At 29.2% G+C, this 23,634-nt stretch carries 24 protein-coding genes; 15 read left to right on the top strand and 9 right to left on the bottom strand.

Annotated features, from left to right (window positions below; genetic code table 4):
• The 3 genes from ACD762_RS03360 to spx all read right to left on the bottom strand — a co-directional run bounded on the left by ACD762_RS03360 (position 1) and on the right by spx (position 1,929).
• Positions 1-405 (bottom strand): hypothetical protein, encoded by a 405-nt coding sequence (locus ACD762_RS03360; RefSeq protein ID WP_423364449.1) that lies wholly within the window; start codon positions 403-405, stop codon positions 1-3.
• A 188-nt stretch (positions 406-593) separates the two neighbouring features.
• Positions 594-1,394, bottom strand: a complete 801-nt coding sequence (locus ACD762_RS03355) for an NAD kinase (RefSeq protein WP_423364448.1) — start codon at positions 1,392-1,394, stop codon at positions 594-596.
• 76 nt (positions 1,395-1,470) lie between these two features.
• Positions 1,471-1,929 carry a transcriptional regulator Spx gene (gene spx, locus ACD762_RS03350; protein WP_423364447.1) on the bottom strand — a complete coding sequence of 153 codons (459 nt, stop codon included), beginning with the start codon at positions 1,927-1,929 and terminating at the stop codon, positions 1,471-1,473.
• Between the two features lie 86 nt (positions 1,930-2,015).
• On the opposite strand from spx, the gene trpS reads away from it, so the two are divergent.
• Entirely contained in the window at positions 2,016-3,014 is a 999-nt protein-coding gene (gene trpS, locus ACD762_RS03345) for a tryptophan--tRNA ligase (RefSeq protein ID WP_423364446.1), read from the top strand.
• Between the two features lie 54 nt (positions 3,015-3,068).
• Here the strand turns inward: trpS and ACD762_RS03340 are convergent, their stop codons facing one another.
• The 3 genes from ACD762_RS03340 to ACD762_RS03330 form a co-directional block, all read right to left on the bottom strand.
• Positions 3,069-3,431 (bottom strand): hypothetical protein, encoded by a 363-nt coding sequence (locus tag ACD762_RS03340; RefSeq protein WP_423364445.1) that lies wholly within the window; start codon positions 3,429-3,431, stop codon positions 3,069-3,071.
• A complete protein-coding gene (locus tag ACD762_RS03335) occupies positions 3,431-3,835 on the bottom strand; it encodes a hypothetical protein (protein ID WP_423364444.1) in 405 nt (134 codons plus the stop codon). The genes ACD762_RS03340 and ACD762_RS03335 overlap by 1 nt, the downstream gene beginning before the upstream one ends.
• Positions 3,836-3,902: 67 nt before the next feature.
• Positions 3,903-4,307 (bottom strand): hypothetical protein, encoded by a 405-nt coding sequence (locus tag ACD762_RS03330; RefSeq protein WP_423364443.1) that lies wholly within the window; start codon positions 4,305-4,307, stop codon positions 3,903-3,905.
• Between the two features lie 422 nt (positions 4,308-4,729).
• Here ACD762_RS03330 and ACD762_RS03325 point away from each other — a divergent pair, with 422 nt between their 5' ends.
• The 4 genes from ACD762_RS03325 to ACD762_RS03310 all read left to right on the top strand — a co-directional run bounded on the left by ACD762_RS03325 (position 4,730) and on the right by ACD762_RS03310 (position 11,215).
• Positions 4,730-6,325 (top strand): Na+/H+ antiporter NhaC family protein, encoded by a 1,596-nt coding sequence (locus ACD762_RS03325; RefSeq protein ID WP_423364442.1) that lies wholly within the window; start codon positions 4,730-4,732, stop codon positions 6,323-6,325.
• Positions 6,326-6,828: 503 nt separating this feature from the next.
• Positions 6,829-8,424 carry a Na+/H+ antiporter NhaC family protein gene (locus ACD762_RS03320; RefSeq protein WP_423364441.1) on the top strand — a complete coding sequence of 532 codons (1,596 nt, stop codon included), beginning with the start codon at positions 6,829-6,831 and terminating at the stop codon, positions 8,422-8,424.
• Between the two features lie 645 nt (positions 8,425-9,069).
• Positions 9,070-10,668, top strand: coding sequence for a Na+/H+ antiporter NhaC family protein (locus tag ACD762_RS03315; RefSeq protein WP_423364440.1), 1,599 nt, complete (start codon positions 9,070-9,072; stop codon positions 10,666-10,668).
• Positions 10,669-10,774: 106 nt separating this feature from the next.
• Positions 10,775-11,215, top strand: coding sequence for a hypothetical protein (locus tag ACD762_RS03310; RefSeq protein WP_423364439.1), 441 nt, complete (start codon positions 10,775-10,777; stop codon positions 11,213-11,215).
• Positions 11,216-11,344: 129 nt separating this feature from the next.
• Here the strand turns inward: ACD762_RS03310 and ACD762_RS03305 are convergent, their stop codons facing one another.
• A complete protein-coding gene (locus tag ACD762_RS03305) occupies positions 11,345-11,881 on the bottom strand; it encodes a flavin reductase (RefSeq protein ID WP_423364438.1) in 537 nt (178 codons plus the stop codon).
• A 588-nt stretch (positions 11,882-12,469) separates the two neighbouring features.
• On the opposite strand from ACD762_RS03305, the gene ord reads away from it, so the two are divergent.
• From ord to ACD762_RS03255, 10 genes are all read left to right on the top strand, one after another.
• On the top strand, positions 12,470-13,510 hold the full coding sequence (gene ord / locus ACD762_RS03300) for a 2,4-diaminopentanoate dehydrogenase (protein WP_423364437.1): 1,041 nt from the start codon (positions 12,470-12,472) through the stop codon (positions 13,508-13,510).
• 64 nt (positions 13,511-13,574) lie between these two features.
• Positions 13,575-13,871 carry a 2-amino-4-oxopentanoate thiolase subunit OrtA gene (gene ortA, locus ACD762_RS03295; protein WP_423364436.1) on the top strand — a complete coding sequence of 99 codons (297 nt, stop codon included), beginning with the start codon at positions 13,575-13,577 and terminating at the stop codon, positions 13,869-13,871.
• Positions 13,861-15,285: a 2-amino-4-oxopentanoate thiolase subunit OrtB gene (ortB, locus tag ACD762_RS03290; RefSeq protein WP_423364435.1), complete on the top strand. Its 1,425-nt coding sequence runs from the start codon at positions 13,861-13,863 to the stop codon at positions 15,283-15,285. Before ortA ends, ortB begins: the two co-directional genes overlap by 11 nt.
• A complete protein-coding gene (locus ACD762_RS03285) occupies positions 15,285-15,656 on the top strand; it encodes an ornithine aminomutase subunit alpha (RefSeq protein ID WP_423364434.1) in 372 nt (123 codons plus the stop codon). The genes ortB and ACD762_RS03285 overlap by 1 nt, the downstream gene beginning before the upstream one ends.
• A gap of 1 nt (position 15,657) precedes the next feature.
• On the top strand, positions 15,658-17,844 hold the full coding sequence (gene oraE / locus ACD762_RS03280) for a D-ornithine 4,5-aminomutase subunit OraE (RefSeq protein ID WP_423364433.1): 2,187 nt from the start codon (positions 15,658-15,660) through the stop codon (positions 17,842-17,844).
• Positions 17,845-17,847: 3 nt separating this feature from the next.
• Positions 17,848-19,227: a GlmL-related ornithine degradation protein gene (locus ACD762_RS03275; protein ID WP_423364432.1), complete on the top strand. Its 1,380-nt coding sequence runs from the start codon at positions 17,848-17,850 to the stop codon at positions 19,225-19,227.
• Positions 19,211-20,272 carry an alanine/ornithine racemase family PLP-dependent enzyme gene (locus ACD762_RS03270; RefSeq protein WP_423364431.1) on the top strand — a complete coding sequence of 354 codons (1,062 nt, stop codon included), beginning with the start codon at positions 19,211-19,213 and terminating at the stop codon, positions 20,270-20,272. The genes ACD762_RS03275 and ACD762_RS03270 overlap by 17 nt, the downstream gene beginning before the upstream one ends.
• Positions 20,273-20,399: 127 nt before the next feature.
• Positions 20,400-21,137, top strand: coding sequence for a hypothetical protein (locus ACD762_RS03265; RefSeq protein WP_423364430.1), 738 nt, complete (start codon positions 20,400-20,402; stop codon positions 21,135-21,137).
• A gap of 15 nt (positions 21,138-21,152) precedes the next feature.
• Positions 21,153-22,013 carry an arginase family protein gene (locus ACD762_RS03260; protein WP_423364429.1) on the top strand — a complete coding sequence of 287 codons (861 nt, stop codon included), beginning with the start codon at positions 21,153-21,155 and terminating at the stop codon, positions 22,011-22,013.
• A gap of 82 nt (positions 22,014-22,095) precedes the next feature.
• On the top strand, positions 22,096-22,434 hold the full coding sequence (locus ACD762_RS03255) for a hypothetical protein (RefSeq protein WP_423364428.1): 339 nt from the start codon (positions 22,096-22,098) through the stop codon (positions 22,432-22,434).
• 54 nt (positions 22,435-22,488) lie between these two features.
• Here ACD762_RS03255 and ACD762_RS03250 read toward each other — a convergent pair whose 3' ends face one another.
• Together ACD762_RS03250 and ACD762_RS03245 are read right to left on the bottom strand one after the other, a co-directional pair.
• Entirely contained in the window at positions 22,489-23,058 is a 570-nt protein-coding gene (locus tag ACD762_RS03250; RefSeq protein ID WP_423364427.1) for a chromate transporter, read from the bottom strand.
• Positions 23,058-23,633, bottom strand: coding sequence for a chromate transporter (locus ACD762_RS03245; RefSeq protein WP_423364426.1), 576 nt, complete (start codon positions 23,631-23,633; stop codon positions 23,058-23,060). The genes ACD762_RS03250 and ACD762_RS03245 overlap by 1 nt, the downstream gene beginning before the upstream one ends.
• Position 23,634: the final 1 nt, after the last annotated feature.

Raw genomic sequence — 23,634 nt, 5'->3', positions numbered from 1 at the left:
TTACTTATTGCTTTCTATATTATCTAAATCTTTTTGTATAAGTATAGCAATTGTTTTAGAAATACTTCCAAATATAAAAGTAAATCCAGCTTTAGTTTCTACTATTCCACTAGCACCTAATTTTTTTATTTCTTCTAATTGTATGATTTTAGTATCTTTAAGTTTAAATGCAACTTTTGAAATACTTCCCTCTACTGAATTTATATTAGCTAAACCACCTAAATATTGTTCTAAGGTATTTATTTCAAAAGGTAGTGGTAATATTTCATCAAAATCTTTTTCTTTGTTTACTGAGTTTCTAAAAATTAAGAATGCTATTACAGCAATAATAACTATTATCCCAATAATTATATATAAGCTATAAGGATTTATTTCTGGATTAAAAAAATTTGCAATGTTATTCATTTTATCAAACTCCTATTTCAGTCTGTTTATTTATTGTACATTATTTCTCTTTTAATTACTGTACAATTTTAGCATAATAAGTAAAAAAAGTATAGTTAGTACTTTATAATCTATTAGCTCTATTAACTATAAATTATATCTTACTTCCATACTTTATGTATAAATAAATTATGTTTTTTTGTAATATGTTATTTTATGAAATTCTTTGAGACTCTATCTAAAAAATTTAATTTTCGATATCTTATGAAATTTACATTTTTTCTACTTAATTTAAATTCTATAGATTTTATGTTTTTATATTTATCACATAATTTAATTGTTGTAGAATCGCATCCTAAAATAATACCTTCACTTTCTGTAAAAGTTATTTCTGTGATGTGCTTTTCTGTTAAAACAAGTGGTGATCCAATTGTTCGGTAAGCTATATTATTTATTGCTGCTATTTCTGTTAAAACATAACTATTAGTTTTAGGATGAAGTATTGGACCTCCTAAAGATTTATTGTAACCTGTTGAACCACTTGCTGTTGAAAAATTCAGTCCATTTCCTCTAAAAGTTTCAAAGTGATCCTTGTTTATTTTAATGTTTAATACTTGTGTTTTAAGGTTATTTTCAATACGTGCTTCATTAATTACATGAAAAGTATCATGTCCACTTTCATGATTAATTACTACATCTAACATTCGATATGAAATATCTTCATATTCATCTTTAATAATACTTTCTAATAATAAATCTACTTCTTCTACTATAAAGTCAGTATAAAAACCTAATGTGCCTGTATGAACACCTACAAAACTAACTGTGTCTAAAATGTTTTCAAAATGGTGAATAGCTTTTAACATTGTACCATCGCCACCAACACTTATGCATAATTCAGGTTTATTTTTATCTTCGATAAAATTATTATCAATAAGTATTTTAGTCATTTTTTCTTTTATATCTATTGATTGTTTGTCACTTTTATTTATTATATAAAATCTATTCATATATCCTCCTATGAAAAAAGCAACACTTTTAAAGTAGTTGCTTAATTCATCTCATTTTTTAATTATTTTTGTGTGTTTAGCCTACTACAGCTTGCAAATCGTCATGGTCATCTGGAATGTCACTAATACTAGTAGCATCAAATAGTCCGGCCTTGAAGGTTGCGTTGTTTTTTTCCCTTAATTCCCTTGGTATAAAAACACGAATCTCTTCGTCATTGTATCCTATTTGAAGACGTCTTTCATCAATGATGATAGGTCTTTTAAGCACTGAAGGATTTTGTTCTATAAACTCTAATAAATCATTTATAGACATATCCTCGATGTCTAGTGCTTTTTCTTTAAATACTTTTGATCTTGTTGAAATTATATCTTCAAATCCATGTTCAGTTTTTTCAAGAATTGCTTTCAATTCTTCTTTACTCAACTTAGATACAAAGATGTTTTTTTCCACAAATTCAACCCCGAACTCATTTAACCATTTTTTTGCCTTTCTGCAAGATGCACACGAAGGCGAAGTGTATACTTTTACAGACATCAATATCCCTCCTTTATTTGACATCTACCCATATTTTATATTATATTTATATTATAGTAAAGGTTTTTTTAAAGGAGAAGATAGATATGGAAAGAGCTTTAAGTGGGATTCAATCATCTGGTAAACTTACACTAGGAAACTACATTGGTGCCTTAAAACAATTTGTAAAATTACAAGATGAGTTTGAGATGTATGTATTTGTTGCAAACTTGCATGCAATTACTGTTCCACAAGTAAAAAAAGAACTACAAGAAAACACTATTAATTTAGTTGCGTTTTATTTAGCAAGTGGTTTAGATACCTCTAAAAGTACAATATTTTTGCAAAGTGATGTCTTTGCACATGCGCAACTTGGTTGGATAATGCAGTGCCATACTTATATGGGAGAATTATCAAGAATGACTCAATTTAAAGATAAGAGTTCAAAATATGAAAATGTTGGTGCTGGCTTATTTGCCTATCCATCTTTAATGGCTGCTGATATTTTATTATATGATCCTGTTTTTGTTCCAGTTGGTGAAGATCAAACACAACATATTGAATTAGCTAGAACTCTAGCAGAAAGATTTAACAATAAATATGGCGATACTTTCACTGTACCTCAAATAAAACTTGTTAAAGAAGGTACTAGAGTAATGTCATTAAGTGATCCAACAAGAAAAATGTCTAAATCAGATCCAGCTGGTGATAAAAGTTGCATTTACTTGTTAGACGATGAAAAGACGATAATTAAAAAAATAAAATCAGCAACAACTGATAGTGTAGCAAAAGTTAATTATGATCCTGAAAATCAACCAGGTATTTCAAATCTGTTGACTATATATGCAGCTATGAAAGATATTAGTGCAAAAGAAGCTCTTGCAATTTTTAAAGATTATAATTATGCTGACTTTAAAAGTGCAGTTGCACAGGCTGTAGTTGATGAACTAATACCGCTTCAAGAAAGATATCATGCTGTTTTAGAAAACAATCTTGTTGAAGAGGCTTTACTTAAAGGAGCTGAACATGCTAATAAAGTTGGTTTCAAGAAAGTTATGAAAGTTCAAGATAGAATTGGTTTAAATCTTAAAAAGAAAAAAAAATAATACTAAACAAAAAAAGTACCCAGTTTTTGAAAAATCAAAAGCTTGGTACTTTTTCTATTTTTGTCTTTTTAACATTATTAATGGATAGAATATAACAGCTATCAAACTTGCCATTCCTATATAGAAGACTATTTCTAGATTAAAAGCATTTCCTATTATATAAACTGCACTACAAACTATAGATGCTTTAAATAACTTCTCTCTTACATCATAATTAATTATTTTTAAATTTGTACTATTAAAAAATAGTGCGCAAATATATACTACCATCAAAAATACACAGATATATCTTGTTATAATTGCTATACCAGTAAGTAATGGATTATTTTCAAAAAAATAACAACCTAATATGATTGCAACTACAACCCACATTGTTTTGGACACTTTTGTTTGATTTTTTGCAATAAATGATAACATTATTTCTTTCCTTTCTTATTAAATATAAACATTGCGGCTATTAAAGCAATAAAGGCTAACATGTTTCCTGCTGTACCAATGGTATATAAACTATTAATTTGTAATGAAACTCCTGCAATATATATTATTGAAATAATAATATAAGCTATAAAAAACATCTTCACAAATAAGTTATATTGCTGATTTGTTCTTACATTAACTCTACCATCATTGTTTAAATCAAATATAATCCAAATTGCTGCTGCAAAAATAAAGATTACATTACATACAGCATTTAATTGAAATGTTAGTAGATCGCTTAGCCCTATTGATTTACCTAATTTTTCTAGTAAAAACACTTGTATGATTAACACTATTAAAGCAACATTTCTTGCTATAGTTGTTTGTTTTTTATTAAAATTCATTTTAATCCTTCTTTCTTATACAATAATTATATATTATAAAATAAAAAAGTGTTAGTACACTTTTATTTTAATCATATTTGTGATGATCTTTTAATTCTAACCAAAGTACACAATACACCATAATAATTGAAACAATTATATTTAAAATACTCCAAACTATGTGGTAATCAATTAATCTAAACATCATTGCAAATAAATTAATGAATACAGCTCCATAGAAAACAGTAATTATTTTTTTAACTTTTAAATTTTCAAAGTAATGATAAGTATTATCATAAAGAATCATACATATCAATGCTATAAACCCAATTATTTCGGCAACATAACTAGCAGCCACAATAGTTCCATAAATTGTTGCAGCAGTATCACTTAAAGTTTTTCCTTTTAAAACCAAAGTTAAAATTTCTGCAAAAAGTACTACGATGACACATATTACAAAAAGTGTTGACTGAAACTTCAATTTTTTACCCATTATATGCATTTTCTCACTCCATTCTGTCAAATTTAATAATACAGTTTATTGTAAAAAAAAACAAGGTGTTTATAATAATTTATTCATATAATATTAACAAATAAAAATTAGTTTAATATTATGTTTTTACTAATAATTAAAAATATACATTTCTTTTGTTTTTTTGAAATTTATCATTAAACAATCTAATAGAACTTTTAATTATATTTTTTTTATGCCTTTTTGCTTAATTAAAACTTTTTTTGTTAATAAATAATTAAGAAATCACCATAATTATTTTTTTGCATAAGTAGGAATTATATTAATAATATTCCCTTAAAACTGTATCTTTAAAGCACTTTAATTATGTATATAATAATAATGTATTCAAATTTAAAAGTCGCTTGATGCGCAGGTCTATATTAGACAGAAAGGACATAATTATGAGTGAAATTATAATACCTGAAGTAACAACACGACGTAAATTATTTGGTGTAATTGCCATTGTTTTACTAGTAACCTATTTATTTGTTGGAATTTTAAAAATGGGATTAAGTGCTCAAATACCACTAATTCTAGGTAGCATTACTGCAGCTATTCTTGCTAAATTAGATGGCACAAGTTGGGATGTAATTGAAAAAGGAATGTATCAATCAATTATGATGGCAATGCAAGCTTGCATTATCCTTTTAGTAATTGGAATGTTAATCTCTTCATGGTTAACAGGAGGAATAGTACAGGCCATGATTTATTATGGTTTAAAAATAATTAACCCACAATTTTTCTTTGTAACTGCTTGTTTACTATCAACAATTGTTGCACTAGCAACTGGTTCGTCTTGGACTACTGCTGGAACAGTTGGTATAGCTTTAATTGGTATTTCAAAAGCTTTAAACATTGATGCTGCTATGGCAGCAGGATCTATCGTTTCTGGAGCATACATGGGTGATAAAATGTCACCACTATCTGATACTACTAATTTAGCGCCAGCTATTGCCGGCACAACTTTGTTTGATCATATTAAATCTATGGTCTATACTACTATTCCAGCATATGTATTAGTTTTAATTGCATATATTGTTTTAGGTTTCATTGTTGTGAAAGAAAGTGGTGGCGATTTAGCTCAAATTACAGAATTGCAAAATGTCTTAGCAAGTTCTTATAAGATTAATCTATTTCTACTTTTACCGCCTCTAATAATTGTAGGAATGGTAGTTTTAAAATTACCTGCTTTACCAGGATTAATGCTAGCTACTTTACTAGGAGTTGTATGTACTGTTCTAATTCAAAACCAAAAAGACTTTGCTTTAATTTTTGAACAATTACACAATGGTTATACTTATACAGGTTCTACATTAAATAATGCTGATAATGTTGCTACCTTCTTTAATGAATATAGCCTAGTAGATGCAGGTAACTATTATAATGGTATGGAATATTTTAGCAAAGCAGTTTCAGATGGTGGAAGTGCTATGGATGTATTTAATAATTCATCGCAAGCTAATCTACCAAATAATGCTCAAATATTGCTAGATGTTAAAGCACTACTTTCAAGGGGTGGTTTATCTTCAATGCTAGGAACAGTATCTCTTATTTTTTGTGCTATGTGTTTTGGAGGTGCTATGGAAGCAAGTGGAATGTTAGTTTCATTAGTAGATTCGTTAAAAGGTCTAATTAGTAAACCATGGTCTTTAGTTTTAACATCTATTTGTACAGGAATTTTAGTAAACATCTTAGCATCAGATCAGTATGTATCAATAGTAATACCTGGAAGAATGTATAAAGAAGGTTTTAAAAAGCTTAATTTAGCACCAAGAGTACAATCAAGAGTTTTAGAATCTGGAGGAACAATCACCTCTGCGCTTGTACCATGGAATACATGTGGAGCAACTATGACAAGTTTTTTAGGAGTTAATTCTTTTGCCTATGCTCCTTATGCTTTTTTTAACTTACTAAATCCTATTTTAGAAGTTATTGCAGCAGCAACAGGTTGGGCTATGTTTCCTGATGATGGAAGTGACTATATAGATTCAGTATAATAAATCATATAAATATTATTAATTATACAAAGCATAAAATATAACTAAATGATTATACATATGACTAGCTAAAACTAGTCATTTTTTTAACTTTTTTTAAAAGATATATAAAGATATTATGAAATTATAAAAATAATCATGCTTTTTTTATAATTTTTCCAAAAATATTATAATTTTTTTTGCAAAAACACTAAGTTTTATTTTTTTAATATAGTTATAATTAGTTTAATATTAAATATAAAACATTCAATCCCCACTACAATTGTTTTATCTTTATTATTTGTTTTATAACACAATCAACATACACTCATAATATTAAACACACACACACAACATTCAATAAAAAAATAATTAGTATATATATTCTCCTTTTTTATATCTATAAACAATTTTATTGTATATATATGTTTGCTAAGTGAATAATTAGTATATAATATATGTATATCAAAATTTAAAATCGTTTTATAAGTTTGAGCAATCAAACAGAAAGAGAGGAGAAAATTATGAGTGAAGTTTTTATGCCTGAGGTTACAGGAAGACGAAAAGCATTTGGAATTATTGCAATATTACTACTTGTTGTATATTTAATAGTGGGAATATTAAAATGGGAGTTAGATCCTCACATTCCATTAATTCTTGGAACTATAACGGCTGCTATTTTAGCAAAAATTGATGGAACAAAATGGGAAATCGTGGAAAAAGGTATGTATCAGTCAATTATGATGGCAATGCAAGCATGTATCATCTTATTAGTAATTGGTATGCTTATTGCTTCTTGGTTAGCTGGAGGTATTGTACCTGCTATGATTTATTATGGATTACAAATTATTAATCCACAGTTTTTCTTTGTTACTGCTTGTTTATTAGCATCAGTTGTATCTTTAGCTACTGGTTCTTCTTGGACTACAGCTGGTACAGTTGGTATTGCTTTAGTTGGTATTGCAAATGCATTGAATATTGACCCTGCTATGGCAGCTGGTTCAATTGTTGCTGGAGCATACTTTGGTGATAAAATGTCACCACTATCAGATACTACAAACTTAGCACCTGCAATTGCTGGAACTACATTGTTTGATCACATTAAATCAATGTGCTACACAACAATACCAGCTTATGTTATTTCTTTAGTAGCTTATATTATCTTAGGATTTGTTGCTGTTAAAGGTGCTGGAGGAGACTTAAAAGAAATAGTTGATTTACAAAATGTACTTTCAAGCGCATTTAACATTAACCTATTATTATTAGTACCACCATTAATCATCGTTGGAATGGTAGTATTTAAATTACCAGCTTTACCAGGTTTAATGCTAGCAACAGTATTAGGTATGTTATGTACAGTATTTATCCAAGGTCAAAATGATCCAGCTCATATCTTGAGTCAATTACATTATGGATATGTATTTGATGGTGCTACACTACCAAATGCCGATAATGTTGCCCAGTTCTTTAATGAATATAGTCTAGTTGATGCAGGAAATTATTATAATGGTATGGAATACTTTACTGGAGCAGTTCCAGATGGTGGAAGTGCAATGGATGTCTTTAATGCTACTGCAGCATCTACTCTACCAAACAATGCTCAAATTTTACTTGATGTTCAATCACTACTTACTCGTGGTGGATTAGATTCAATGTTATGGACAGTTTCATTAATCTTCTGTGCTATGTGTTTTGGTGGAGCTATGGAAGCAAGTGGTATGCTTGTATCATTAGTAGATTCACTAAAAGGATTAATTGGAAAACCTTGGTCATTAGTTTTAACATCTATCTTAACTGCAATTGCTGTTAATATCTTAGCAGCTGATCAATATGTATCAATTGTTTTACCAGGTAGAATGTATAAAGAAGGATTTAGAAAACTTAATTTAGCACCTCGTGTTCAATCAAGAGTTCTAGAATCAGGTGGTACTTTAACTTCACCACTAGTACCATGGAATACATGTGGTGCGACAATGATGGGATTCTTAGGAGTTAATCCATTTGCTTATGCACCTTATGCATTTTTAAATATTATTAACCCAGTAATAGAAGTTATTGCAGCAGCTACAGGATATGCAATGTTCCCAGATGATGGAAGCGATCACGTTGATGCTGTTTAAAACCATATAATTTTTTCTCTTTAGAATATTTTATGTAATTATTACAGACTTTTATTTGAATTAGAAAAAAAATCAATACCTTTATGTTTATGTTATCTTTAACTAAACCTCTAAAGGTATTTTTTCTTTATGTATACATGTCTTTTTATAAATAGTCTTTAATCTTACTACCCTTACAAATATATATTCAAAGAATAAATTCATTATATGTAATATTTTTTATATAAATATTACATATAATTCTAGAAATTAAACCTCTAGAAAAAAGGCGGAAAAAGCCCTTAAATAAGGTTAAAAGTAAACTGCTTGTAAACTATATTTTATATTGAAGTTTATCATTAATTTCACTTATTAATATAAAAACATGATAAGTATAACGATATTTACACGTATTTAATAAATAGTTTATTTTTTATTACTTTTTTTTTATAGTTTTTTTGTCATAAGCAACATAATTGCTTAACACTTACTCATATCACTCTTATATGACAACTCTTCTATAAAAAATAGTTATGGTTCCAAAAAAAAATAAACTATTTATGTTCAAGAAATGAATAATTAGTATATAATGTATGTATATTAAAATATTAAAAGCGCTTATAGCGTAGGGTCTGTTCAACTCAAACAGACGGAGGGGAGAGAATTATGAGTGAAGTTATCATGCCTGAAGTAACAGGCAGAAGAAAAGCATACGGAATTATTACTATCTTATTATTAGTTGTATATTTAATAGTAGGAATATTGAAGTGGGAATTAGATCCACACATCCCTTTAATTTTAGGGACTATCACTGCTGCAATCCTAGCACGCTTAGATGGTACTAAATGGGATGTAGTCGAAAAAGGTATGTATCAGTCAATTATGATGGCAATGCAAGCATGTATCATCTTATTAGTAATTGGTATGCTTATTGCTTCTTGGTTAGCTGGAGGTATTGTACCTGCTATGATTTATTATGGATTACAAATCATTAACCCACAATTCTTCTTTGTGACTGCATGTCTTCTTTCAACAATCGTTGCACTTGCTACAGGTTCTTCATGGACTACAGCTGGTACAGTTGGTATTGCTTTAGTTGGTATTGCAAAAGCTTTAAACATAGATCCTGCTATGGCAGCTGGTTCTATTGTTGCTGGTGCTTATATGGGTGATAAAATGTCTCCATTATCTGACACAACAAACTTAGCACCTGCAATTGCTGGAACTACTTTGTTTGATCACATTAAATCAATGGTTTATACAACAGTTCCATCTTATATAATTGCACTAGTAGGTTATGTAATCTTAGGATTTGTAACTGTTAAAGGTTCAGGTGGAGATTTAGCTCAAATCGCTGACTTACAAAATGTATTAGATAGTGCTTTCAACATTAATATTCTATTACTTCTTCCACCATTAATTATTGTTGGAATGGTAGTATTTAAATTACCTGCTTTACCAGGTTTAATGCTAGCAACAGTCTTAGGTATTTTATGTACAGTCTTTATTCAAGGTCAATCAGATATGGCAGGCATTCTTGGACAATTACATTATGGTTATGAGTTTGATGGTTCTACACTACCAAATGCTGATCATGTAGCGCAATTTTTCAATGAATATAGTCTAGTAGATGGTGGTAATTTCTACAATGGTATGGAATACTTTACTGGAGCAGTTCCAGAAGGTGGAAGTGCAATGGATGTATTAAATACAACTACAGCAGCTGCAAACTTACCAAATCAACCACAAATTTTACTTGATGTTCAATCACTACTTACTCGTGGTGGATTAGATTCAATGTTATGGACAGTTTCATTAATCTTCTGTGCTATGTGTTTTGGTGGAGCTATGGAAGCAAGTGGTATGCTTGTATCATTAGTAGATTCACTAAAAGGATTAATTGGAAAACCTTGGTCATTAGTTTTAACATCTATCTTAACTGCAATTGCTGTTAATATCTTAGCAGCTGATCAATATGTATCAATTGTTTTACCAGGTAGAATGTATAAAGAAGGATTTAGAAAACTTAATTTAGCGCCTCGTGTTCAATCAAGAGTTCTAGAATCAGGTGGTACAATTACATCTGCATTAGTACCATGGAATACATGTGGTGCAACAATGATGGGATTCTTAGGAGTTAGCCCATTTGCATATGCGCCTTATGCTTTCTTTAACTTAATCAACCCAGTTGCAGAAGTTATTGCAGCAGCTACAGGATATGCAATGTTCCCTGATGATGGAAGCGATCATGTAGATGCAGTTTAATATTTAATTTTTAAAAACTATAGCAAATATTTGTTATAGTTTTTTTTATAAATAATAATAGCTTATAATTGTATAAATTATTTGCTATAATATAGTTGGTGATAACATGAAAGAAAAAATAGATATCCATAAAATGAAGACAGAATTAATAGATGAATTAATTAGCAAAGATATTAGTATTATTAACGATTATAAGAGTTACAGCCTATCTGAAGCTAAGGATAAACTATGGCATCTTATAGATAGTAAAGGAACTAATCCAAATGCTGTTGGTAATGAAATCGGTATTAATAAAGCCATTTATAAAGCAACCAATTCATTTAATGAATCTAAAGTAAGTCGAGATCGTTTATTAGCTATTTTGATACACATAGGTTGTGATATTGAACAAGTAAATGATATGCTTGTAGTATTTAAATATAACAAATTATATTCAAAGATTGTTAAAGATGCTTTGATTATGAATTGTATTTTAAATAAAAAAACTCTTATAGAAATTAACCAATATTTACACAATAATGGTGAAAATGCTCTTATTAGTGAATAATTTAAATTTTAAAAAAAGAATATAAGTGCACAAAAAGATGAGTAATGATAAGTCTGTTTAACAAGACTAACATCATTTACTCATCTTTTTTTGTTTATTATTTTAATAATATACCTTAATTAGGTCTAACTATCTAGCAATATATGCATTTACTATTTCACCATAAATTGCATAGTGGTAGTCTTTATTAGCTCCTGGAAAATCACTTGCAACATCTTGAGGATAAAATTGTTTATTAAAGCGCTCTTCTATTTGATCTTTGTCCTGCAACTTTTTATAAATTACTTTGCATTCTAAAGTTAATGGAAATTGTTTTATTCCTGGTACTGATACTACATCAGATTCAATTAAATCTAAACCAGCTTCTTTGATTTTATCTGTTTTTAAACCACTCTTACTACCACAAATTCCAATGATTTTTTTATCAAAATCACCAAGTGGAACATTAACAGTAAACTCAGCATTTTCTTGAAGTTGTGTTGCAGTAAATCTATTTTCTCTAATATATGCAATAAAAATATTAGTACGCCATTCAACGCCTAAACTTCCCCATCCTATAGTCATTGTGTTAACTTTATCGCCTGCTTTTGTAGTTAACAAAATACCTTTATTTATACTTTTTAATATTTCTGATGCATAATCAAACACTTCAATTTTTTCTTTCATTATTGAGATCTCCTTTAATAATTGATTTAATTAAAAAAATTAATATTTTTTCTATTCTAATAAGTAATATTATACTTATACTTTCATGATTTATTTTATATATTGCCCTATTCTACACCGAATGTACATAAGTGTAAACTTATTAATATATACTACTTAATTTATATAATAATTATCTATAAGTTTACTTTAAATAACTATGGTAAGTATCATATTATATTATAAAATAGAAAATTGTATTCCATTTATTTCCTATATTTTTTCTAGTTACTAAGCTAATTTTAACTTAATTAACTTATCATATAGTTAATTATTTTTGTAATTTATACATTTAAAATATTACGAATAACCCTATTATTAAAGTAATTTATAGCATTAATCACTACTGTGTACTTATCATAAAATAGCACAACATATATAAAAAGAATATCCCTTTTGTAATAAATACAAAGTTTTGTTAAAAGTTTTGTTCTATTTATAAAATTTCTAACTTCATTAATAAATATTATAAAATTACTGATTTTCATATTGAATATTTGGTATAATTTAGTCATAGATTTCAAACAAGAAAGAGAGGATATTGTTATAATGGAAAACGTAAAAGTTATTATTTGGGGATTTGGTGCTATGGGAAGTGGAATGGCATCAATGTTACTTAAGAAAAAAGGGGTAGAGATAGTAGGTGTCTGTGATGCTCATCCTGATAGAGTTGGAAAAGATTTTAAATCAGTAATAAATGCTACTAGTGATCATGCAGATGTATTAATCTCTGCTGATATTGATAGTATTGTTGGAAAGGTAGATGCAGATGTTGCTTTAATTGCTACTGATTCATTTACTGCTAAAGCATATGATAAGATTGTTAAATGTCTTGAAGCTAAATTAAATGTAGTATCTACTGCTGAAGAAATGGCTTACCCTTTAGCTAATCAACCTGAGTTAGCTGCAAAAATGGATGAAATTGCAAAAGCTAATGGTGTATCTGTATTAGGAACTGGAATTAATCCTGGATTGATCATGGATTTACTAGTTTTAACATTAACTGGTTGTATGGAAGAAGTAGATCACATTACTGCACGTAGAGTAAATTCTCTATCACCTTTTGGTCCAGCTGTTATGGAAGAACAAGGTGTTGGAATGCCTCTTGATGAATTTAATGAAAAAAATGCTAAGCATGAATTAGCTGGACATGTTGGGTTCAAAGAATCAGTTAATATGATTGCTGATGGTTTAGGTTTAAAACTTGAAAATTTTGAACAACAAATGAAACCTATAGTAACTGAAGTTGATCGTAAATCTCCTTATGGATTTGCAGCAGCAGGAAGTTTAGCTGGTGTTAATATGACAGCTCAAGGTACTGTTGATGGTAAAGTTATGATTGACATGCAACATCCTCAACAAATTGAACCACAATTAGGTGGAGTTAATACTGGTGATTACATTGTTCTTGAAGGTAATCCTAAAGTAAGTATGTCTATTACACCTGAAGTTGATGGTGGAATTGGTACTATTGCAATGTGTGTAAATATGATACCTCACACTATTAATGCAACTCCTGGTTTAAAAACAATGATTGATTTACCAGTGCCAAGAGCTATCATGGGAGACATGAGAGATTTAATTAAATAATAATAAAATAAAAAAAGAAGATAAGGCAGTGCTTTATCTTCTTATTGCAAAGGAGTAGTTATAAATGTTAGTAAAAAAAGGATCTTTTGTCAGAATTGAAAGAGTTATTCTTCAACCTGAGGAAAGAACAAGCAAAATTCCTGATGAAACTAAAAGTAAACCATTTACTATGTGGACAAAAGGATTTTTATTAGAAGATTGTGAATTAAACAAAGAAGCAAAAATTTTAACAAAATCTAATCGTGAAGATTATGGGGTATTAAAAGAAGTTGATCCAATGTATGAATTAAACTATGGTGAATACTTACCTGAAATGACTGAAATCGATAGAAAGTTGAAGGCTGAAAGATATGAAAAATAATACAAATCTATATGAACAAATAATGTCAGAAAGAGAAGAGATTTTAGCTAAAGCTTTAGGTCTTGACTATGAAAAATTTGAGCTTGAAGGAATTGCCTTTGATTATGAAAAAATGATGAGTGAAGCAGCATATACACTTGAAGAAGCAATCGAAATTCAAAAAGAAAATGGTGTTGGTAATACACCATTAATAGAACTTAAGAATATTACTGCTTTAGCTAGAAAAAACAGTGCTCCAGGTAAAGGTGCAAGAATTTTTGTTAAAGATGAAGCTTGTAATGTTTCTGGTTCATTTAAAGATAGACGTGCTTCAATTTCAGCATATCATGCAAAAAAATTAGGTTATAAAGGAATTGTTGCTGCAACAAGTGGAAATTATGGTGCTGCCGTTGCTGCTCAAGCAATTAAACAAGGTTTAGAGTGTATTATTGTTCAAGAAACTTATGATTCAAGAGGTGTTGGACAACCTGAAATTATTGAAAAAGCACGTAAATGTGAAGCTTTAGGAGCTGAAGTTATTCAAACTACTGTTGGACCTGAACTTTTCTTTGAATCTTTATCAATATTAAAAGAAACAGGATTTTTTAATGCATCTTTATACTCTACATTTGGAATTGCTGGTGTAGAAACTTTAGGATATGAAATTGCAACTGAAGTAAAAGAAAAATTTGGTAAATTCCCTGAAGCTGTTGTATGTACAAATGCTGGTGGTGGAAACTTAACTGGTACTGCAAGAGGATTGATCAAAACTGGTGCAACTGATACTAGAGTAATTGCTGCTTCAGTAAATCTTAAAGGATTACATATGGCTAGTGATACTGATTTTAATAAAAAATCATTTACAACAGGTCATACTGGTTTTGGAATTCCATTTGCAACTTTTCCAGATAGAAGTGATGTAATTCGTTCTGCAGCTCGTCCATTAAGATATATGGATGAATATTACTTAGTAGAACAAGGTGAAGTATTCTTTATCACAGAAATGTTAGCTCAACTTGAAGGATATGAAAGAGGACCAGCTGGTAATACATCATTAGCTGTTGCTTTCAAATTAGCTCAAGAAATGAATGAAGATGAAATTATTGTTGTTCAAGAAACAGAATATACTGGAGCTGGTAAACATATTAATGCCCAATTATCTTTTGCTAGAAAAAATGGTGTTGATATTAAATTTGGTAATCCTAAAGAATCTGAAAATGGTAAAAATATAATTTTACCAGAATCATCAAAAGATATAAAAGTAACTCCTGTTAACTTAGATAGACTAAGACTATCTTATATAAAAGCGATGAAAGCAAATTATTCAAAAGAAATAGCTAATCTAACTAAAGTTGAATTAGACTATTTAAAAAATGAGTTAAAAGTTACTAATGAAAAATTAAAAGAACTATTTGAAAAGATGGAGGAAAAATAATGGCTGTACAAAAAAAAGCAGATACTTATTTAGAAGATCGCAAACACTTAAAGGGCTTAACTGATCAAGAAATTCATGATTTATTTTGGGAATTAACAGGGAAAATTATTGATCCATTATTAGAATTAGGGGTTAAAAATACAACTCCATCAGTTGAAAGATCAGTAGTTTTAAGACTTGGTTTTTCTTCTATCGAAGCAAAAGCTATCGTTGAAAAAGTAATGGATTATGGATTAATGTCTAAAGGTGCTGGGCATGTAATCTATGTTGCATCAAAAGAAAATAATGTATCTATCAAAGAAGCAGGTTTTGGTTTAATAGAAGACAAATACTGGGATAGTGTAACAAACTATTTTAAAGGAGATAAGTAGCATGGATATCAATAAAAAAATAGATGTAGAAGAAATACTAAAAGACTTAAAAGATTACCGTCCTAAAAGACGTGGTTGGACTTGGCGTGATGCTGGTGCTCATAAATATGGAGAATTTACTTATTATGAAAGTAGTTCACCATTAAAAAATTCAGTTCCACTTCCATCTTCTCGTTCACTTGAAAATATAGATCCACAACCTGATTGTGTTATTACAACTGAAATTGCTTCAGGTCGTTTTGAAGATGATATTCGTCGTATGAGAATGGCTGCTTGGCATGGTGCTGATCACTTAATGGTTATACGTACTGCTGGACAATCACACTTTGATGGTTTAATTGAAGGAACACCTCAAGGTATTGGTGGAATTCCAGTTACTAGAAAACAAGTTAGAGCTCATAGAAAAGCCTTAGATTTAATAGAAGAAGAAGTTGGAAGAAAAATTAACTACCATTCGTATATCTCTGGAGTAGCAGGACCAGAAATAGCTGTAATGTTTGCTGAAGAAGGAGTTAATGGTGCACACCAAGATCCACAATATAATGTACTTTATAGAAATATTAATATGGTTAGATCTTTTGTTGATGCAGCAGAAAGTAAAAAATTAATCCAATGGGCTGATATTGCACAAATAGATGGAGCACATAATGCTAATGCAACAGCTAAAGATGCTTGGAATGTAATGCCTGAATTATTAGTTCAACATGCTATTAATTCATTATTCTCTGAAAGAGTAGGAATTAAACCAGAACATATCTGTCTATCTACTGTTCCACCAGCTGCACCACCAGCTCCTGATTTAAGAATTAATTTACCTTATGCAATTGCATTGAGAAGTTTATTTAATAAATATAAAATGAGAGCGCAAATGAATACAAAATATATGGATTCATCAACTCGTGAAGCTACAGTTACACATGCTTTAAACTTAGTAATTTCAAGACTTACAAGTGCTGATATTCAATCAACAATTACACCTGATGAAGGTCGAAATGTTCCTTGGCACATTTATAACATTGAAGCTATTGATACAGCTAAACAAGCTTTAGTAGGTATGGATAACTTTAGAGAATTAGTAAATTTAAACCTTGATGGTGAAATGGGTACTAAAGTAAGAGAACTTAAAGAAAGAGCTATCTTATACATGGAAGATATCCTAGCACAAGGTGGTTATTTTGAAGCTGTTAAAAACGCCTCATTTATTGATAGTGGAGAATTCCCTCAACGTAATGGAGATGGAATTGGTAGAGATCCAGAAGGTGGAATTGGTGCAGATGCAATATTTGAAAGAGATGTTGATTATCTAGCTCCTGTAGAAGCTCACTTTGGTTATAATAACTTAGAACAATACAATGCTAAAACATATAAAGATATCGTTAAAGAGTGTACATTAGATAATCCTGATTTAATTACATTTATAGATGAATTAGATGAAGAAGATAATGTTTATGTAAGAATGGCAGAAACAGCAAAATATCGTAATTCTAATCTTTTAAAACCAGAAGTTGAATGGCTTGGAGATGGAATTATTGCAGTAGATTTATTCTATCCAACTTCAAAATTAATTGCTCAAGCAGCAGCTTTAGAAACAGGAAAAAGAATGAATTTAGAAGATGTTGAAATAATTCATACTGAAATACTTCATCCATCAGAAGGTACAAGAATACAATTTAAAGGTAGAGTTCCTTTTGATATAAACATTGATGAATTAACTTTACCAAAAGAACCAGAAGTAATGTCAGAAAAAGAAATAACTGAATATGTTGAAGACCACCCTATTCTAGTTGTAGCTGGTACTATTGGTGAAGATGAACACTCAGTAGGTTTAAGAGAAGTAATAGATATTAAACATGGTGGAATTGAAAAATATGGTATTACATATGAATATATGGGAACTTCTGTACCTATAGAAAAAATGATTGATGCAGCAATTGAGCTTAATGCACAAGCAGTACTAGTATCAACAATTATTTCTCATGATGATATCCACTATAAAAACATTAAAAAATTAAATGATTATGCAATTGAAAAAGGTGTAAGAGATAAATTAGTAGTACTAAGTGGTGGTACACAAGTTATACCTGAAACCGCTATTGAAAATGGTGCAGATGCAGGGTTTGGACGTGGAACAAAAGGTGTTCATGTTGCTACTGCATTAGTAAAAAAATTACAAGAAATGGAAAAATAAATTATGCAAATAGACGTACTAGTAGCTGAAATTGGTAGTACTACAACTTTGGTAAGTGCTTTTGATAATTTAGATAGTGATAATCCTGTCTTTATTGGACAAGGTCAGTATAAAACAACTGTTGATGAAGATGATGTTACAATAGGATTGAATAAAGCTATCGAAGATTTAAAATATAACATCAAAGTAGATACACTTGAATATAATGATCTACTAGCAACTTCTTCAGCTGCTGGTGGTCTAAAAATGAGTGTCCATGGATTAGTTTATGATATGACAGCTAAAGCAGCAAAAGAAGCTGCTTTAGGTGCTGGTTCAAACATTAAAATGATAACTGCTGGCGAATTGACACCTTTAGATATTATCAGATTACAAGAAACCCCTATTAATATTATTTTAATAGCTGGTGGAGTTGATTATGGTGAAAAAAAGACAGCTTTAAACAATACTCAAAAAATCTTAGAACTAGATTTAGATATTCCCATTATCTATTGTGGAAACATCCAAAATCACGATGATATAAGATTTTTAGCAAAACACTATGGTAAAGAAGATTTAGTTACAATTACTGAAAATGTTTATCCACAGATTGATCAATTAAATGTAGAACCTGTTAGAAAAATAATTCATGATACGTTTGAAAAGCATATTACCAAAGCCAAAGGTATGGCCCACATAAGAGAAAGTGTTAAAGATCATATAATACCAACTCCTGGAGCTGTAATGGAAGCTGCCAAAATATTAAAAGAAGATATTGGTGATTTAGTAGTAATTGATGTTGGAGGAGCAACTACTGATGTCCACTCTGTTACTATTGGAAGTGAAGATATTCAAAGAATACTGATTAATCCTGAACCAGAAGCTAAAAGAACTGTTGAAGGTGATTTAGGATTATATGTAAATGCTCAAAATATATTTGAAAATATGAATCATAAGCAAATGGCTCAGACACTTGATATTTCAATGGAAACGTTGTATGATTTATATGAAAATATCAAACCCATACCCGAAACAGAATTAGAATTAAAATTTACTAGATTGCTTTGTGAGTATGCAACTGAAGTTTCACTTCAAAGACATGCAGGTGATTTTAAAAATCTATATACTATTTCTGGGCAAAAAAAGATGGCTGAGGGTAAAGATTTAACAAATGTTAAATTTGTAGTATTAACTGGTGGTGCTTTAACTAAACTACCTGATACTCCACAGTTAGTCGAAGAAATAATGGAACGTAATTCAGCTTTTAAATTATTACCTAGAACAGGTATCACTATTTTAAAGGATACTGATTATATACTTGCAAATGCTGGTATAATCTCAAGAATTAATAAAAAAGCTGCATTAAACTTAATGAGGAGGTCTTTGAATGTATCCAAGGATTAATATTGACTTAGAAAAATTAAAATACAATGCTGAAATGTTGTATAAAAAATTAGATTTCCTTGATGAACTATATATAGTAACTAAAGCATACAGTGCATATTTACCTATAGTAGAGGCATTACACAGTTGGGGTTATAGAAACTTTGCTGATTCAAGAATAATCAATTTAAAAAGTATTAAAGAAGCATTACCAGAATCAAATACATTAATGTTAAGATTACCACTACCAAGTGAGGTAGATGAAGTAGTTAAATACTGTGATCGCTCACTTAACTCTGAAATATTTACCATTAAATTATTAAATGAAGCTGCCTTAAAGCAAGATAAGGTTCATGAAATTATTTTGATGGTCGATTTAGGAGATTTAAGAGAAGGTGTTATGTTTGATCAAGACTATTACACAATAGTTGATGAAATCTTAAAATTAAAAAACATTAAGTTACTTGGAGTTGGAACAAACCTTACATGTTATGGTGCTATTATACCAACAAGAAGTAAAATGGAACAATTAGTTGAAGTAAAAGAAAATATTGAAAAACATTTTAATATAAAACTTCCTATTGTATCAGGAGGTAATTCAAGTACACTTCCTCTTGCTTTAGAAAATAATTTACCAAAACAAGTTAATAACTTAAGAATTGGTGAAGGTTTTATTGATGGACATGAATCAGCATATGGACATATGATTGATGATATGGTTGATCATATATTTACTTTAGAAGCTGAAGTTATTGAAGTTAAAGATAAACCATCTTATCCTATTGGTAAAAGAGGTTTTAATGCTTTTGGTGAAGAGGTTGAATTTGAAGATGTAGGTATACATCGAAGAGTAATATTGGCAATTGGTAGACAAGATGTTTCAACCGATGTAATAGAGCCAATGATTGATACAGTAAAAATACTTGGATCTAGCTCAGATCATATGTTATTAGAAACAACTGATAAGAATATTAAAGTTGGCGATAAAATATCATTCTATATGGAATATGGAGCAATATTAAGTTGTTTCACCTCAAAATATGTTGCAAAAAATATAATTAAGTAGTTTTACAGGTTGTATTTTACAATTTAAAATCATATAATAAAACTAGTTATGTTATTGAGATAACGAAGACATTTCTGTCTTCGTTATTGTTGTATTAAGAGCAATATAAAAAGAGGAGAATGTATAAATGCAAGAAACAAATGGTTATTATAAACAGCTAAAAACAAATATAATATTTGATAAAAGTGGTGTTAAAATTGGCACAAAAAATATTAAATTTAATGACATTTATTTTATAAGAGAAGACTATATAACAAATCATGCTAGTATCTTTCCAACAGCTTTTACAGTTAGTATGGGAATGGTAGGAGTGTTGTTTAGCTTTCTATTATTTCAACGTATTTCATTAATCACAATAGCCTTATTATGCTTATTTGGTTGGGCTTGTAGTTTTTATATAACTAAAATAAAAGTAGTTAAAGACAACCCTAATGAATATATTAAAATAATCGATATTTTGTATACTGATACTCATGAAAGTATTATTGTACCATCAAACTTTAAAATAGATTATCAAGCAATAAATGAAAAAAATAAAGGAATATGGCAAAGAAGAGTTTTAAAAAACTATATTTCAAAAATTAATAAATCAAGAAAATATTTAGTGCAACAGCATGAAAACAATAACAAACTAGATTCAAATGAATTATTAACAAAATATAGTACAGTAGGAAAAGCTAAACACGGGATAAAAAGCTTTTTAAGTGCAAAGGCAATAGATGCTTTAATGAATGCTTATGACCACTGCTGTAGCTATTATGTTAAAGTAGGATTTATGGCTGCAAGATTTTCAGTTATGATGTTAATCATCCTAATTGCATATGCATTCTTAAATAAAGATATCACCTTTAATTCATTTATCTAAAATAAAGGAGAATTTATGAAAAATTTTAAAATTAATATGAGTGACATTGGATATGGAGCTGATGTTTTAGGAATAGGCTTAGGATATGTAAATATTAAAAAATTCAAACCAGAATTAGCAAAAAAAATAAACTACATTCCACACGTCCCTGTTGCTGAAGAGACTATTAATGCAAAAGTTAAAAATTATAACAGTATTTATCAAGCATGTTTAGATTTATACAATGAAAATCTTAAAACTGTCTCACAAGGATATAAGTATTTATCTTTAGGTGGTGACCACTCTTTAGCATTAGGTAGTGTTAAAGCCTCATTAGAAACATATGGAGATGATATTGGTCTAATATGGATTGATGCTCATGCTGACATTAATCGTTTCAGTGAAACTGAAAGTGGAAATGTTCATGGAACACCAGTGGCATCACTAACTGGTATTAATGAAGAAAAATATAACAATCTTGGAAACTCTAAGAGAATATCTTTTGAAAATATTGTATATGTTGGAACAAGAAGTGTAGATTATCCAGAGCAAATAACTATTTTTGAAAAAAATATACTTGAGTTAAAAGATGCTTTGTTAAAATCATCAACTTTTTCAAAAGAAATGGATAAACTAGTTAAACATTTAAAGAATAAAGTATCAAAAGTACATATTTCTTTAGATATTGATGCAATAGATCCTTCAATACTAAAAGGTGTTTCAACTCCAGTTGAAGGTGGCCTAAGCATCCAAGAGGTAAAACAATTATTTGAAACTGTTAATTCAAATTTTGAAATTGCAGCAGTAGATATTTATGAATTTAATCCACAAAATGATATTGATGGTAAAACAATTGACTTTGTAGAAGATTTTGTAGATTTTTTAGAAAAGCTTTAACATACAGTTTATTTGCATATTGTTAAGACTTTTTTGCTTTGCATGATATAATCAATTATATATATGAAAGGGGAATATCAAAATGGAAAAAAAATTATTTAGATGCTCTGTTTGTAACAATGTTATTGAAACAGATGCAGTAACAACAAACTGTTTTAAATGTGGTGCTACACCTGATAAATTTGTTGAATTAACAAGTGAGGCAGCAGAATTAATCTATCGTTCTGAAAGATCTAATGACCTTTTAATGGAACTTGATGGTTTAATGTTAAGTATGATGGACCTTGCTAGTGAAGGAATTGAACAAAATCTTGATCCAGCTTGTGTTAAATTATTTACATTTGCACACGAAAGTGCTTGGCAAATGAAACAATCATTAAAAGCTGAAGTTCAAAACCATATTGCTAAAGGTAAATGGTAATATTTACATAATATGAAAAAAAAAGAAGTTGATTTTAATTAATCACTTCTTTTTTTATGCTATTAATTTCATTAAAAATACAATAACAAGATTTATTAAACCTGCACTAAACATTACAACTACAATATTTAAATTCTTTTTTTTAACTAGTAAGTAAATACTTATCGCAAACAAAAATGCTTGAACTGGCATAAAATTTTCTTTAGAAATAACTCCATTGGTAAAGATTGCTGCAACTAATAAAGCTAGTCCAGCTGCTGCAATAACTCCTACAATCACCGGTCGTAAACCTTGTAATACTACTTTAATTATTGTTAAATTCCCATACTTCAAATAAATATAACCCAAGAAACTCACAATAATAAATGATGGTATTATAAAGCCTAAGGTGGCTACAACTCCTCCTATTAAACCATTTACATTGATACCAATAAAAGTTGCTGCATTGATCCCTATTGGACCAGGAGTCATTTGTGAAATAGTAATGATATCACTAAAGGTCTTCATATCAATCCATTGATGGGTATTTATTATTTCAGATTGTATTAAAGAGATCGAAGCATACCCTCCTCCAAAACAAAACAACCCTATTTTTAAAAAGGATACAAATAAATCAAACAGCATTAAATATTCCTCCTTTTTATATATCTAATATATTCCATAATTAGACTTATAATCAAGGCAGCTATTAATAAATATATGACATTAATATTCATAAAATATGATAAAAAGAATGCTGCAAGACTCATGATAATATTATAGGTTTTATTAACAGTGTTCATATCATTAAACATTGTAATAGCTGCTATTAAAATAACTGCAGCAACTCCAGCTTGCATTCCTTGTAAAACACTAGCTACATAAAAATTACTAACAAAGGCTTTGTAGAATAATGAAATTATACCAAGAATAATAAAAGGTGGTAGAATGGTTCCTAAAGTAGCAACTAATGAGCCTTTGAAACCTCCCAGTTTACGTCCTAAAATAATTGAAGTATTTACCGCCATTACCCCAGGTGCACTTTGAGCTATTGTTACTAAATCTAACATTTCATCATTATCTATCCACTTCAACTGCTCAACAAATCTCTTTTTCATCATTGCAATTATGACATAACCACCACCAAAGGTAAAAGCACTTAAAATAAATGTTTCTTTAAACAATTGAAAATAACTATCAAAAGGTTTTTTTTCTTCCATT

This window comes from Mycoplasma sp. P36-A1, assembly GCF_049478495.1.
Classification (GTDB): domain Bacteria; phylum Bacillota_I; class Bacilli_A; order JAJDGJ01; family JAJDGJ01; genus P36-A1.
Note: the sequence above shows the minus strand (reverse complement) of the source record. Positions and strands in the feature narration are given on the sequence as shown.